The organism is Paraburkholderia sp. ZP32-5 (assembly GCF_021390495.1).
Lineage (GTDB): Bacteria > Pseudomonadota > Gammaproteobacteria > Burkholderiales > Burkholderiaceae > Paraburkholderia.
Window position 1 is genome coordinate 445,170 of the sequence record NZ_JAJEJP010000003.1, and the last position, 14,208, is coordinate 459,377.

Here is a 14,208-nt window from a genome sequence, read left to right on the forward strand (position 1 = left end):
CGCAAGACACATCCGCAACTCGTGATCTATATGATGGGGAGAGCCACGACTACTACGCCAATCAACTTCCCCAACATGTAACGACGAACGCGAGCCCGACATGCAAGCCTACCCGCTCCGACTTTCTCCGCGCGACGACGTGCGCACCGCCATCGAACACGCGCTGCGCGAACGCAAACTGCAGGCGGGCTATGTCATTCAGGGCATCGGTAGTCTCGATGTCGCGGCTTTGCGATTTGCCGGCGCCGACACGCCAACCGAAATTCGCGGCGACCTCGAAATACTGACGCTCGCCGGTTCCGTTTCGCCTGACGGCGCGCACCTGCATATGTCGATCGCGGATGCGCAAGGAAAAGTGTTCGGCGGTCATGTGACGCGCGGTTGCACGGTGCGCACGACCGTCGAATTGATACTCGTGTCGTTGGCCGGCTATTCGTTCGCGCGCGAGTCCGATCCGCAAACAGGTTTCCTCGAACTGGTGATTCGCGGCGGACCCGACGCGAACTCCGCCGGCTAAGTGGCGAGCGCGGTGACGAGCGCGCCTCGCGCAACACCGTTCAACGACCCGCCAGCATCCGTCCACCGAGCCCCATCAATAGCACGCCCGCCACCGTATCGAGCGCGGCCTTGCGGCGGATCAGCATCTGACTGATCGCCGGATGCGAGGCCAGCAGCGCCATCGCGCAGTACCACGCGCACGAGATGCCGCTCGACAACACCACGACCGCGAAATTGAGCCACAGCGGCGCATGCGCGGGCACCATCAGCGCAAACACACTGCCGTAAAACGCGACGGATTTCGGGTTCGTCATGCTGACGAAATAGCCCTTTTTCGTTGCCGCCCAGCCGGAAGTAGAGGCGCGGGCTGGCGCCGATAACGGACGCCGCGCGCTCACGATCATCTTGATGCCGAGCCAGATCAGATAGAGCGCGCCGGCTATCCGCAGCACCGCGCCGATCCACGTGATGTGCGTGACGATCAGGCTCAGCCCCGCGATGGCGATCAACGCCCACGTGCCGGAGGCGGCAGCCAGTCCGAGGCCGGTCATCACACCGGCGCTGCGCGACGCGATCGCCGTCGACGTGACGATCAGAAAGTTCGGTCCGGGGCTCGCGACACTGATCAGCAGGACGCCCGCGAGTGCGAGCAGCAGATTGATGGATTGCAACAGAGGCCTCCGGTGGTGAGCTCGATGTGAGTTCGTTTGAGAGTTCGATTTGCCGGTTGATGCGCGCACCAATCATCAGACTTTTAGCTTCGTGGTGCAGCGTCAGACACGATTCGATTCGCGCAAGGTCGGGTTTACTGTAATTGAAAGGAGTTCACTATCTGAAGCAACATCCGTCGTATGTTGTACGATGAATTATGTCGTTGCCTAACAACTGCGAAGAAGAGTGCGGGTTGGGCATGGCGTCGAACGGAGCAATGCAGACAGCAGCGTCGCCGCGTACGTGTTTTTACGAAACGCCATGCAGCAAACGATTCAAAGTGCATCAGAGCACTTGCAATCCCGGCAATACGCCGAACCGTCGTGTCGACATAAGTACGAAAAGCCCGGCTCCAGCCGGGCACGTATCGAATAGTTGCTAACAAATTTTCGCCTCATATCTCATACGATGTCTTATAACAAATATTGATGCTTTCGGCATGAGCCGCCGCTTTCCTTACGGTCGACGCACGGAAAGTACGGCCCGTCATCAAGCACAAAGCGGATCCATTCCCAAGGAGGTTACTTATGAAAATGCGCTCAGCCCGAGAGTTAGTCGTACTCGGCCTGTTTGTCCTGACCGTCGCCGGCTGCGGCAGCGGAGATGGCATTTCCGGTTCAGGCTCCAGCTCGAACAATCCCTCGTCGAACCCGTCCACGCCGACGAATCCGGTGTGGACACCGGGCCGCTACGCCGCCGATACCAACTTGCCCGACTCGCCGTCGCTGCCGGCGGATACGCAGGTCTGCACGACCTTGCAGGCCAGCAACAACCTGATCAAGAACGCCGACGGCTCGCTGCCGGCGAGCGCGGACCCGACGCCGGCCACCTATGGCGGCGCGACGACGGCACTGAACAATCCGGACCAGGCGCGCATCCAGGCTGCGCTCGACGCATGCGGCGCAGCCGTGGACGCGGAAGTCGGCGCGAAGATCACGCAAGCCGATCAGCAGGCCGCGGCCACGCAACAGTCCGCTAATAACGCGCTCGTGAACATCGCGGGTGCGTCGAGCGAAACGCTGTCGAACCCGAGCTACAAGGCCACCAAATTCGCGGTGCGTCTGGTCAAGAACAGCAGCGGCGCCGGCAATGCATTCCTGAGCGGCCCGCTGGTTCTGCCGTCGGGCGTCACGCTGTGGGTCGACGACGGCGTCACGCTGTTCGCGAGCCGTGACGTCGTGGTCTATGACAAGAGCACGCAAGACCGGCCGAACCAGATCACCTGCGGCGCGGCGATCAACAATCCGGATGGCCTTCCGGCGCCGGCCGGCACCGTCAACGCGGGCGCGGCGACGATCGCGGGCACGAGCGGCATGCAGAACTGCTATCCGCTGATCCGCGGCACGCACACGGTCAACGCGGCGATCATGGGCACGGGTTCGATCGATGCGCGAGGCTATATGCCGCTGATCAGCTCGTCGTCGCTGTATCCGACGATCCGCTGGGCCACCGGCGTGACCGAAGCGTTCACGTATTCGGGCAACAACATCGCGAGCGTGACGACGCCGAAGTTCAGCTGCACGAACACGATCGCCGCTTATCGCGCGGGCGTGTTGGCACCTGAAGGCACGGCTTGCGACGTGGTCACCGCGATGGGCAAGACGACGCTCACCACGCCGGCGGTCGCCTATGTGGTGAACCGCCAGGCCACCAGTGTGCCGAGCGGCTACACGGTCAACGGCGGCGGTTGCGTCGCGGGCACGGCGGGCTGCGCGCGCTGGGTGCCGGCAAGCTGGTGGGATATCTCGTACCACGGCAACAAGGACATCGGCGGCGGTCCGTACAGCTTCCAGGGCAACCCGGGCATGCTGTGGATGCAGCAGTCGAAGAATCTGTCGCTGTATCAGATCACGTTCCGCAACAGCACGTTCTTCACCGTCGAAGCCGACGGCGTGGACGGCTTCACCGTGTGGGGCATCAAGATCATCACGCCGTTGCTTCCGGACGTGGCCAACCAGGCCGCCGTGGGGATGAACAACGACGCGTTCGATGGGCTCAGCGGTTCGTACTCGCGTCTCTATACCGGCGCGACGATCGACGCCAGCTCGACCGGCGTGAAGAACACCGACGGTGTCGATCCGAGCGTTGCAGCGGGACCGGAGCACGCGGCTCTCGGCACCGGCAGCAAGACGACGTCTTCGGGGCAGGTGTATTTCGACGGCTACGTAAAGAACGTCGCGATCGTCTACAACTTCCTGAGCCCGTCCGACGACAACGTCGCGTTCAAGGGTGGCTTGCAGGATCCGCGGCCGACCGCGGCACGTGGTCCGCAGGGTGGTGGAACAGCGGCCAACATGACGTGGGGCATCGACGGTAACCGCGACGTTTCGTCGAACCGCACCTACGGCATCACGGTTGCGCACAACCACAACTACAACGGCCACGGCTTGTCGATCGGCAGCCCGACCAATGCAGGCGTGCGCAACATCCACTTCTACGACAACTACTTCGACAACGTCTACGACGGCACCAATGCGGCGACGGATATGGGCATCGTCGGTCTGCGGATCAAGAGCGGTCAGGCACGCGGCGGCGACGTCAGCAACATCTACTACGACGGCGCATGTATGCGTGGTGTGAAGGACTTCCTGGTCTACGACATGTACTACACGGGTCCGAGTGCCGATCCGATTTCGTACACCGGTCTGGGCTGGCAGGTGCCGAGCTTCCATGACATCAACATCAGCAATGTCCGCATGATGAACATCCCGGCCAACAAGGCAGCAAACAAGAACGGCGGCGGCAATCTGACCTTCCGCGGTCTGCATGCCGACACGAGCTACGCCAATACGCAGAGCGTGATCCAGGTGAACATGGATAACGTGGTTGCGGATAACGACGTCGTGATGGGTATCGCGAACCTGAGCAAGCCGGTGCTGAACATCGGCGCGCTCGACGGCTCGACGCAATCGAAAGCGGCCAACGCCACGCTGAATCTCGGCGCGAACGTGAGCCTGATCGGTCAGTCGTTCGCACACGGTTCGGGCGGCATCCTGACCAACACGTCGAGCGGCGCGGGCAAGTACACGGCTCCGACCAACACGCTGAACCTGAGCGTCAATGGCAGCGACGATGCGGGTGCCGCGGGCGATACGAATCCCGCTGCGACGATCGTCTCGCACAATTCGAAGATGCAGTTGTGCGATCAGGCTTCGTCCTGGCCGGTGTTCCCGAATGTGAAGTAACGATAGTTTCGTGCTAGCGGTGGACTCGCGGTGTCAGGCTGCGAGTCGTGTTTAGCCCCACAGGCAACTGTGGGGCTTTTTTTGCTCTGGAGAGTGTTCACACGAAAGACCGATTGCCCGATTGCGCAGGTCACTATTGGTGACACCTCCGCGCCGTTGATTGCGATATGCTTTTAAAAGCAAAAAGTCTCTATTGGTCGATGCGGATATAGCGGAACAGTATTTAAAGATCTTTTTTTGGTTTTTTGTGCTATAGCCGGCAGGCACTGAAGAGCATGTCAATTGACTTCAATAGAAATAGAAATGCGCCTGAAATTAACAATCCGTCGGTTTTGCGCAACGTAATGATGATGGATAAAAAGCGCGGCGATTCAGCAGCGAGGCCACGTCTGCGACCGGCTCGCGCGCCTTACGTGCGAGGCAGACCGTAGCTTACAGTTCGCCGTGCGATGGCCGGCATCGACACTTGCTCTTATGATTGTTCGTCTTTTCAAGAAAAGCGGCCGCATCGCAAAGTTTTCACGCGGGCGAGCCGTTGATGTGCACTAACCAGAAAAGGAAGACCAACGCATATGAATGATTTATTACATATCGGCGAAACGGCGGGCATCGTTCTCGCGGTTGTGCTGCTTATTGCACTGTTGTTCTGGGCCGCGCGCGTGATCCGCTATATCCCGAACGATAAGATCGGCGTTGTGGAGAAGCTGTGGAGTCTGAATGGGTCCGTCAAGAACGGATTGCTTGCGTTGCAGGGAGAAGCCGGCTTTCAACCGGACTTGCGCCGAGGCGGGTTCCATTTCTTTGCGCCGTTCCAGTATCGCGTCCACATTCATCCGATGGTGTCGGTGACGCAGGGCAAGATCGGCTATGTGTTCGCACGTGACGGACGCGATCTGCCTGCCGGGCAAACGCTGGCGAACAATGCGGATGTCGACGATTTCCGCGATGTCGGCGCGTTTCTGCAAAAAGGCGGCGAAAAAGGACCTCAGCGCAAGGTATTGCGCGAAGGTACGCACATCCTGAACCCTGCGCTGTTTGTCGTGATGACGGAGGAGGCGACCTATGCGTTGTCGCTCAACGCACAGGAAAAGGCCTATTACGGAACGATGCGTGAGCTGCTCGATCAGCGCAAGGGGTTCTCGCCTGTGATCGTCAAAGGCGCCGAGGGTGAGCACGATTCCGATCTTCTGGCCATCGTGACGGTCCAGGATGGCCCCGCATTGCCGAAGGACGAACTGCTCGCGCCGGATGTCGGCGACGTCCACAATTCGTATCAGGAGCCGGAGAAGTTCCTCGCTGCCGGCGGCCATCGGGGACGGCAGGAACGTGTGCTCGTCGAAGGCACCTGGTACATCAACCGGCTGTTCGCCACCGTCGAGTTCATCCGCAAGACCGTGATTCCGGTCGGCTTCGTTGGCGTTGTCGTGTCCTATACGGGGCGTCGCGGCAACGATCTGTCCGGCAGCGAATACAGTCACGGAGAACTGGTGGAAGCCGGTTGCCGTGGTGTATGGCGCGATCCGTTGATGCCCGGCAAGTACGCATTCAATACCTACGCCGGTACGATCGAGCTCGTGCCGACCACGAACTTCGTGCTGCTGTGGGAGTCGGGCGAAAGCGGTTCGAACTTCGATTCGAATCTGCGCGAAATCACGCTCATTACGAAGGATGCATTCGAGCCGCAGTTGCCGCTGTCGGTCGTCGTGCACATCGACTATCGCAAGGCGCCGATGGTCGTGCAGCGTTTCGGCAACGTCGCGCAGCTCGTCGAACAGACGCTCGATCCGATGGTGTCGTCTTACTTCAAGAACGTATCGCAGACGAAGACCTTTATCGAACTGATCCAGTCGCGCAGCGAACTGCAGATGAATGCATCGAACGATATGCGCGAGCGCTTCCTCGCCTATTCGCTCGAATTCGAAGAGGTACTGATCGGCACACCGAGGGCGCAGACGGGCGATGTGCAGATCGAGAACATCATGGCGCAACTACGGGATCGCCAGATTGCGCGCGAGCAGGTCGAGACTTTCGCGCAGAAGCAGATTGCCGCGGACAAGCAGCGCGAATTGAACGAAGCGGAACAGCGCGCGGCGAAGCAGAAGGAACTGACGGGTTCGCTGGTGGACATCAGCATCAAGGAAAACCAGGGCTCGGCAAGCGTGAAAGCGGCCGAAAAGCGCCGCCAGGAAATCGAAGCGCTTGCCCATGCGGAGAAATTCCGCCAGGAAATGGAGGGGTCGGGCCGGGCATCGGCGGTGCGCTCGGTGGGCGAGGCGGAAGCCGCGGCGATCAAGGCGAAGTCGGAAGCATTGCAGGGCGAAGGTGCCGACAAGCAGTTGATGCAAACCGTGATGCTGCGGCTTGCGGAAGCATTCGAGGCGGCGAAGGTGCCGCTCGTGCCGCAGATACAGCTAGGTGGCGGCACCGATGGAAACGCATTCTCGACGTTGATGACGCTGATGAGTTCGTTGAAGGCGGTGGAGCTGTCGAAGTCGACAGCCCAGCCGGCGGAGTATCGCGACGGCCGGACCTCGATCGATCAGAGCGGGGCGTGACGGCTGCGCTCAACGTTGCGGCAGCCCGTTCACCGGGTCGCAGCGTTGCGCATCCAATCTCAGTCTCCTGGCCTCTTCCAGTTTCTTTACGCCAGTTGAGGTTAGTTCGTATCGGTGACGATCCAGGTGGTCCAAATTCACAAGCAAATAGTCGCGGCGCTTCAAAGCGCGAAGTGCCCTGACTAACGTGGCTCGGTCCATCACCATGGCGTCGGCTAAATCCGAGATGCCCAGGTTTGGGAAGTGTCGAACCACCAACAGAACGCAGAACTGGCTGTCACTCAGGTCGGATAGCCGGGGACCACCCCCATACAACTTATAGAGGTGCCGAGTCGCCGCTTGCAGCGTGCCGCGATAGTCGTTGGGAGTTTGATTGCTCTTCATATGCCCAAGATAAGTCGCCCGAACATTCTTTGACGATGCCTGGGGGCGAACTAAACTGTTGCCATTTCTTTTACTAATAGCAACTTCGTCAGGCCGAGCAATGGGCTAGGAGTAACGCGACGGCAGCTCTTCGAAGTATTTCACAGCAAAGTCGATGAACGCGCGCAGCCTGGCCGGAACGAGAGTCCGATTGACATACACCAGCTGAATTTCAACGGCGTGCTCGGCCATCCGATAATTTTCCAGCAGCCTGACCAGGCGTCCTGCAGCCACGTCATTTTCTACCAGATGGACGGGCACGATACAAATGCCCAGACCCTCCAAGGCCATCTGATGATTGAAAATAGGGCTATTGGAGAAAATATCGTAATTTAGCGGGATGGTTACTCCATCTTGTTCATCCTCGAAGACGAGGACTGGACGACGTAGATAAGGCGCCATAACGACGTATTGATGATCCGCGAGTTGGGACGGCTTAGTCGGTAATGGCTGATTGGCAAGATAAGAGGGCGCGGCAACAATCGCCATGGGGATACGCTCGAGAGTGCGCACTATAGCCGTCTCGCTCGCCAATTGATATGGGATGATCAAACCGAGATCATAACCGTCAGCAACCAGGTCGATAGCTCGCTCGGTTAAGGCAATTTCCAATACCACTTTCGGATGTGCGCGCTTGAACTGTGCAATCAGTGGACCGATGCGGGTCAAGGCGGAGCTCGTGTGCACAACGAGTCGAAGTACCCCACTGACTTCGCGGTGCTCGCCGGCGATATCGGCTTCGAGCGCATCTAATTCGTCGAGAATTCGCACACACCCTTCGTAAAACCGCTCGGCCGATCGAGTGAGAGAAAGCTGCCGGGTTGTTCGGGTCAGCAGACGCGCACCCATGCGCTCCTCGAGCACGGCAATCGCACGAGACACGCTCGGTCGGGACAACCCAAGCTGGTCAGCTGCACGCGTAAAACTTTTTAGCTCGACGATTGCTCGAAATAGACGCAAGCTTTCGATGTATTCCATAGGAGTTCTCTAATAAATATCGCTAGACGCTGGCTTAGGAAATGAGCGAGGAGTACGCCCACAAAAGCACACCAAGATTGCACTGGTCTGTCCCCCAATGTTTATTTGATGGTCGCAGATAAAGCCGGTTGACGCGGTCCAGACGGACTGTTCGTAGTTTTTTCGATAGTAAAAGCCGAACTGATCGACGTGCGTGACCAGCCACCTGGCCGGCCGAGCCGTCTTTGCGGATTAGTCTGTCGATAGCCCGCCCGGGCAAGTGCACAAAGAAGTACTTCAATATCCGCAGCGCTCGCTGCAGCGCTCACCGCGACGGTCCCAAACCCTGTTCTGTTGACATGGATACCCGTTGTTTCCCGATTGTTTCCCGCAAACGCAACAATTCGTTCACACCGCGGATATTTATCGCACGTGACCAGATGGCTAAAGTGACCTCAACGCTTCACTCAACCGCAGAGAAGCCTAACCCGAAAAAATTTTGGAGAAAATCATGAAAGCCACCATCAAAACCGCAATCGTCGCTTTTGCTCTTACCGCAGCTTCCACTTCTTTTGCGCAGAGCCAATCTACGACGATCACTCGTACGCAAGTCCGTGCAGAGCTGATTCAACTTGAACAGGAAGGCTACAGGCCCGGTGCGAATGACGTGCAATACCCGCACGATATCCAGAATGCGGAAGCCCGTATTGCGCAACAACAGGTCGCCACGGAAGGCAAAACCACTTCGTCTTACGGCTCTGATACGGCAGGCAATTCGCAGGCCGGTCGGTCAGGCAAGGCAGGCGCGGGTCAATCGCCGGTTCAAAAGACGTTCACTCCGAAAGAATCGCATTCCGTAGGACATTTCGATCAGATTTATTTCGGCAGTTGATTTTCTTTGATTGAAACACCATGCCGCTCGAAAGCGGTATGGGCAGAGCGCCTCTGTAAGCCCCCCGCGTCTTTATTGATACCTGTCGCACGTTCCTGGAACTGCATTCGGTGGGTACGTGTTCGGGGCTTCACCTCCGATTCATGCTGGTTTTAAAAAGGCGGCAAGGGCACTGTCAGATATCTCTTTTAGTGAAGTTCACGCGGATAACCCTTAAAGCACAACCCACCAGAGACTTATCAACCATGTCCACGCAAGCACCACGTCGCGCGTTAATCGTCATCGATGTACAAAATGAATATGTCGATGGAAACTTTCGAATTGAATATCCGCCCGTTGAAAGTTCTCTTTCGAACATTGGTAAAGCCATCGATGCGGCAAATGAGAACGATATTCCAGTAGTTCTTGTTCAGCACGTTCTCCCGGCAGACGCACCAATCTTTGCGGAAGGGAGCATCGGTGTTCAGTTACACCCCACTGTCAAGAACCGGAAACACGATCTGGTAGTCACGAAAGTTCTGCCGAGTACGTTTTCAGGCGCAGGATTTGACGAATGGCTTAAAGAGAATGACATCGATACCCTGACCGTTATCGGTTACATGACCCACAACTGCAATGACGCCACGATGCGCGAGGCGATGCACAGGGGATACCACGTCGAATTCCTTCCGGATGCAGCCGGCTCGCTTCCTTATAAAAACAAGGCGGGCAAGGCAAGCGCAAAAGAGATGCACCGCATTATCAGCGTGATTATGGAGTCTACGTACGCCGCGACCATGACGACTGATGAATGGATCGAAAGATTGCAAGATCCGACGTACACGTCGTGCGACAACATTTTTGCTTCAAACCTCCGCGCCATTGGACAACTGTAATTTCACTCAAGGACACCAAGCCATGAAAACCGAACTCTTTTATCAAGACGCCACCAAACTCGCTGAGCTGATTCGCACCAAAGAAGTGTCGCCCGTCGAAGTCATGCAGGCGCATCTGGATCGTATCGAAGCGATTAATCCAAAGATCAATGCTGTCGTCTCTGTAGCGGACGATGCCTTGAAGAACGCCAGGCACGCGGAAGCTGCCGTGATGGCAGGAGAAAACCTCGGTCCGCTCCACGGCGTCCCGTTTTCCGTGAAGGACTCGATTGATACCGCGGGGGTGCTAACGCAACGCGGCTCGCCAATCTTTAAAGGTCGCACGCCGGATACCGACGCGACCACCGTTGCTCGCATGAAGAACGCCGGCGCCATCGTGCTGGCTAAGACAAATTTGCCGGAATTTGCCTACTGGATCGAGAGCGATAATTTGCTCTCGGGACGCAGTTTGAATCCATGGAATCTGGAGCGCACGCCAGGCGGCTCCAGTGGCGGTGAATCGGCTGCCATCGCTGCCGGCCTGTCACCCATCGGACTGGCCACCGATGTCACGATTTCGGTTCGTGGACCCGCTGCATTGACCGGTGTGGTCGGACTCAAGGCCACTCACGGCCGTCTTCCCATGACGGGCATTTTCCCACGCGTACCGCGTCGACTCTGGCACATTGGTCCCATGGCCCGTTCGGTGCGCGATGTTGCGTTGGCTTACTCACTGCTAGCCGGCCCGGATGGGCAGGACGGCTTCTCCACCAGCCCACTGACACTGGACGCCGGTGTGGGGGCCAAGCCAGTGCGCCCGGTGCGCGTGGGCGTTCTGGTCGAACCTGGCTTTGGCCTGGTCGACAACGAGGTCGCAGCGACGGTGCTTGCTGCGGGCGAAGCCCTCAAACAGTTTGGCATCGTTGTCGAGCCGGTGCGCATTCCTGTGCTGGAACAGTTCAACGCCTTGGAATTGGCGTGGAAACTTCAGGTGATGGAAACCAAACCTGCCTTCAAAGCAGCAACGGCGGGGTTCGAACACCTGATCTACAAGCACGTGCAAGCCGTACTGGATACCCCCGACACCTCGATCGAAGACTTCGTTACCGCCGAGCAGCAGGTCGAAACCATGCGCGACGGTTTCGCACAGTACTTCCAGCGCTACGATGCTTTGCTTTGCCCAGTGCTGCCGGTAGCCTCCCACGGGCATGACGCAAGCGAGTTCAACATCAACGGTCAGACCGTTTCGGCCATGCATGTGATGGATGCTACTGCACCGTTTAGTGCAACCGGTCTGCCCGGCTTGTCGATGCGCTTCGGTACTAGTCAAGATGGGATGCCGATCGCCGTGCAACTCGTTTCGCCCTGGTTGGCGGAATCGACAATTCTGCACCTCGGCGCATTGCTCGAGTCGGTAAGTTCGGTCCGCGATCTCCATCCGCAGTTGTGAGCATGACCATCATCGCGTGAGGCTGGCTACTGCCATCCGCTGCGACCGATCCGGCTGCTGGTCATCGACGCGCTCAAGCGGCTCAACGGGCTGTTTGGCGTGATCAGCGGCCGGGCGTCGATCGCAGCGGAGGTCCGTTAGCACGTCAACCGGCCGATTCCCATCCTCCGCCAAGAGACAGGAAAAGATTGACCTGATCAACAGCTGTTTTCGATCGTGCGGCTGCAAGTGCACTTTGCGAGTTCGCTAGTGTTCTCTCCGCATCAAGCGTGACAAGATCGCCACTCCGGCCTTCAGCCTGAAGTTCATGGGCATCCTTCGCGGCCGTCGCGGCATCGTCACGAGCTGACGCCAAGGAGCGTTCCCGTTGGAGGTCGTGACTGTAATTATTCAGTGAAGTTTCGACATCGCGAAGCGCGCCCAGAACCGTTCCGTCAAATTTTGCCAACTGAGTTCGTTGAGCTGCATTCGCACCGGCGATTCGGGCCCGAGTGGCACTTTGATTCAATTGCCATTGGATGACCGGTCCAATCGACCACTCGTTCGTGCGGTGCTGCGCAAAATCGCTCGTCGCGCCGGTCGATCCAATGGCGGCACGCAACACGACTTTCGGATAAAGATCAGCCGTCTCCACGCCAATACGCGCAGTGGCTGCGGCGAGTTGACGTTCCGCGGCCCGTACGTCCGGGCGTCTCCTGAGCAGCGTCATTCCGTTCCCAACGGGTATCGGCGTAGAGATCGGCGGAACGTTGACACAGCTCGTGAGACTCTGATCGAACTCGCGCGGCGCTTTGCCTGTCAGGACGGCGATCTGGAACAGCGCATTTTGCCGGCGCGCTTCGATGACAGGGACCGCGGCGCGCAATTGTTCCACCAGTGCTGCCGAACGCGTCAAATCAAGCCGTGAAGCTCTGCCAGCATCGAGAAGCCGCCGCGTCAAATCGAGGCTTCGTTCCTGAAGGTCGACGGACTGGTTGGCGACGGCGAGTTCATCGCCATCCGAGCAAACCTCCACATAGTAGCGAGTGATTCTGGCTGCCACGGTAACGCGAACCCAGTCCCGTGCCGCGGCAACTGACTCTGAATCGGCTTGCGATGCTTCGACTCCACGTCTTACACGGCCAAAAAGGTCTACTTCGTATGACGCGGAGAGCCCGATGTCGTAGAGGTTATCCGGAGGGAGATCGTCGGCCGGTGAAAGGTACGATTCCGCGGACAGCAGCGAACGCTCTACGGCGCCCCCAAAGTTGAGTTGCGGTTGTTCTTGTGATTGGGCAAGTTGAACGATCGACCGGCTGCGGCTCAGGTTGGCTTCCGCCATTCGCAGGTCCGTATTGGCAGCAAAACCCTCTTCCACAAGGCGATCCAGAACGTCACTCTGATAGAGGTGCCACCAGCGATCAGGCAACTGTGTTTCTTCGACTGCGGGGTTGTTTCGGGTTCCGATGAATGAAGCTTGCGCCGCAGCCGAATTGATCTGCGCGGTTGCCGGCAACTTATAGTTCGGCCCGACTTCGCAGCCTGCGAGGATCGCGCAGAAGAAAGTCACGGCTATCCCACGCACGATGAAAATCCGCGCGGTCTTCATTGCAGTTTCTCCTGCCCTTGATGATCCCGCTTTATCTGCAGCGAAGCGTGATCCGCTGAGCCGGATTCAAGAGTCACAGTAGCTGTCCGGCCGGCGATCAGCAGGAGTTCAGAAGGTGCCTGATCGATATGGATGCGCACGGGCACGCGTTGCGCAAGTCGCACCCAATTGAAGGTAGGATTCACGTTCGCGAGGAGGTCCCCACTTCCCGTGCGGTCGCGATCCGCAATGCCAGGTGCAATGCTCTCCACGTGACCACGTAATTCCCGCCCTTCGCCCATCAGTTGAATGGTGGCCTGGTCTCCAATGTGGATGCTGCGCAGCTTGGTTTCCTCGAAATAGCCATCAACGTGAAGGGATGCTGCATCCAGCACGCCGAACGCCGGGTGACCCGCTGTCAAATAGTCGCCCGGTCGCAACTGGACATCGGCTGCAATACCATTGACAGGTGCAACAACGGAGGCGCGTTGAAGATTTAACCGCGCCGTATTTCGTGCCGCAGTCGATTGCGCGACAGTCGCCTTTGCCTGACTTAATGACGCTTTGGCCTGGGAGATGCCGGCAGTCGTTTCTATCAACGACGCACGCGCCTGCGCGACAGTTGCATCAAGCTGCGCTACTTTCGTGGCCCCTTGCTGAACGCTCTCGGTCGACACCAGCGTACCAAGCTTTCGGTTTCTGATGTCTTCGCGCTGTGCTTCGGCAAGCAGTATGGATTGGGCACGGAGCGTCGCGGACGCTGCCTGAACCTTCGCTTGAGCCTCGGCGATATTCGACTGTGCCAGTTCCTCTCCAGCCTGGCTTTGTTCGAGGGCCGCGTCGGCCTGCTGCAAGGCAATTTCAAATCGCGCCCGGTCAATCACAAAAAGTACCTGTCCACGCCGAACCGGCATGTTGTCGCTCACATCGACTTCAGTGACAAGACCCGACACGTCCGGCGCTACCTTCGCTACGTCGGCGCGCAATCGTCCATCCCTGGTCCACGGGTCGATACGGTAGTAGTTCCACAACCAGAGCGCGGCCAGGAAAGCCACTGCGACGATGACCATCGTAGCGACGGCACGCCTGCCGTGAATTGTCCAACGCATCATGACA

The 14,208-nt window shown here is 58.3% G+C and carries 11 protein-coding genes; 6 read left to right on the forward strand and 5 right to left on the reverse strand.

Annotated features, from left to right (window positions below; translation table 11 throughout):
- Positions 1-100: 100 nt before the first annotated feature.
- Positions 101-517: a PPC domain-containing DNA-binding protein gene (locus L0U82_RS34535; RefSeq protein ID WP_233838126.1), complete on the forward strand. Its 417-nt coding sequence runs from the start codon at positions 101-103 to the stop codon at positions 515-517.
- Between the two features lie 40 nt (positions 518-557).
- On the opposite strand, the gene L0U82_RS34540 is transcribed toward L0U82_RS34535, so the two are convergent.
- A complete protein-coding gene (locus L0U82_RS34540; RefSeq protein ID WP_233839313.1) occupies positions 558-1,172 on the reverse strand; it encodes a LysE family translocator in 615 nt (204 codons plus the stop codon).
- Between the two features lie 564 nt (positions 1,173-1,736).
- Here L0U82_RS34540 and L0U82_RS34545 point away from each other — a divergent pair.
- Together L0U82_RS34545 and L0U82_RS34550 are read left to right on the forward strand one after the other, a co-directional pair.
- On the forward strand, positions 1,737-4,394 hold the full coding sequence (locus L0U82_RS34545; RefSeq protein ID WP_233838127.1) for a glycosyl hydrolase family 28 protein: 2,658 nt from the start codon (positions 1,737-1,739) through the stop codon (positions 4,392-4,394).
- Between the two features lie 572 nt (positions 4,395-4,966).
- On the forward strand, positions 4,967-6,949 hold the full coding sequence (locus L0U82_RS34550; RefSeq protein WP_233838128.1) for an SPFH domain-containing protein: 1,983 nt from the start codon (positions 4,967-4,969) through the stop codon (positions 6,947-6,949).
- Between the two features lie 9 nt (positions 6,950-6,958).
- Here the strand turns inward: L0U82_RS34550 and L0U82_RS40055 are convergent, their stop codons facing one another.
- Together L0U82_RS40055 and L0U82_RS34555 are read right to left on the reverse strand one after the other, a co-directional pair.
- The gene (locus L0U82_RS40055) at positions 6,959-7,333 is read right to left on the reverse strand and encodes a MarR family winged helix-turn-helix transcriptional regulator (protein WP_442793712.1); all 375 of its coding nucleotides are present in this window, start codon (positions 7,331-7,333) and stop codon (positions 6,959-6,961) included.
- A gap of 105 nt (positions 7,334-7,438) precedes the next feature.
- Positions 7,439-8,350 (reverse strand): LysR family transcriptional regulator, encoded by a 912-nt coding sequence (locus L0U82_RS34555; RefSeq protein WP_233838129.1) that lies wholly within the window; start codon positions 8,348-8,350, stop codon positions 7,439-7,441.
- A gap of 490 nt (positions 8,351-8,840) precedes the next feature.
- Here L0U82_RS34555 and L0U82_RS34560 point away from each other — a divergent pair, with 490 nt between their 5' ends.
- The 3 genes from L0U82_RS34560 (at position 8,841) to L0U82_RS34570 (ending at position 11,525) form a co-directional block, all read left to right on the forward strand.
- Positions 8,841-9,221, forward strand: a complete 381-nt coding sequence (locus L0U82_RS34560; RefSeq protein ID WP_233838130.1) for a DUF4148 domain-containing protein — start codon at positions 8,841-8,843, stop codon at positions 9,219-9,221.
- A gap of 245 nt (positions 9,222-9,466) precedes the next feature.
- Complete coding sequence (locus L0U82_RS34565; protein ID WP_233838131.1) at positions 9,467-10,096, forward strand: cysteine hydrolase family protein; 630 nt, start codon at positions 9,467-9,469, stop codon at positions 10,094-10,096.
- 22 nt (positions 10,097-10,118) lie between these two features.
- Positions 10,119-11,525 (forward strand): amidase, encoded by a 1,407-nt coding sequence (locus L0U82_RS34570; RefSeq protein WP_233838132.1) that lies wholly within the window; start codon positions 10,119-10,121, stop codon positions 11,523-11,525.
- A gap of 145 nt (positions 11,526-11,670) precedes the next feature.
- Here the strand turns inward: L0U82_RS34570 and L0U82_RS34575 are convergent, their stop codons facing one another.
- Positions 11,671-13,113, reverse strand: coding sequence for an efflux transporter outer membrane subunit (locus L0U82_RS34575; protein ID WP_233838133.1), 1,443 nt, complete (start codon positions 13,111-13,113; stop codon positions 11,671-11,673).
- Positions 13,110-14,204 (reverse strand): HlyD family secretion protein, encoded by a 1,095-nt coding sequence (locus L0U82_RS34580; protein WP_233838134.1) that lies wholly within the window; start codon positions 14,202-14,204, stop codon positions 13,110-13,112. Before L0U82_RS34580 ends, L0U82_RS34575 begins: the two co-directional genes overlap by 4 nt.
- Positions 14,205-14,208: the final 4 nt, after the last annotated feature.

Excerpts from the sequence above, each read along its gene's own strand:
- L0U82_RS34535 (WP_233838126.1), top strand. The coding sequence starts at position 101 with ATGCAAGCCTACCCGCTCCGACTTTCTCCGCGCGACGACGTGCGCACC.
- L0U82_RS34545 (WP_233838127.1), top strand. The coding sequence starts at position 1,737 with ATGAAAATGCGCTCAGCCCGAGAGTTAGTCGTACTCGGCCTGTTTGTC.
- L0U82_RS34550 (WP_233838128.1), top strand. The coding sequence starts at position 4,967 with ATGAATGATTTATTACATATCGGCGAAACGGCGGGCATCGTTCTCGCG.
- L0U82_RS40055 (WP_442793712.1), bottom strand. The coding sequence starts at position 7,333 with ATGAAGAGCAATCAAACTCCCAACGACTATCGCGGCACGCTGCAAGCG.
- L0U82_RS34555 (WP_233838129.1), bottom strand. The coding sequence starts at position 8,350 with ATGGAATACATCGAAAGCTTGCGTCTATTTCGAGCAATCGTCGAGCTA.
- L0U82_RS34560 (WP_233838130.1), top strand. The coding sequence starts at position 8,841 with ATGAAAGCCACCATCAAAACCGCAATCGTCGCTTTTGCTCTTACCGCA.
- L0U82_RS34565 (WP_233838131.1), top strand. The coding sequence starts at position 9,467 with ATGTCCACGCAAGCACCACGTCGCGCGTTAATCGTCATCGATGTACAA.
- L0U82_RS34570 (WP_233838132.1), top strand. The coding sequence starts at position 10,119 with ATGAAAACCGAACTCTTTTATCAAGACGCCACCAAACTCGCTGAGCTG.
- L0U82_RS34575 (WP_233838133.1), bottom strand. The coding sequence starts at position 13,113 with ATGAAGACCGCGCGGATTTTCATCGTGCGTGGGATAGCCGTGACTTTC.
- L0U82_RS34580 (WP_233838134.1), bottom strand. The coding sequence starts at position 14,204 with ATGATGCGTTGGACAATTCACGGCAGGCGTGCCGTCGCTACGATGGTC.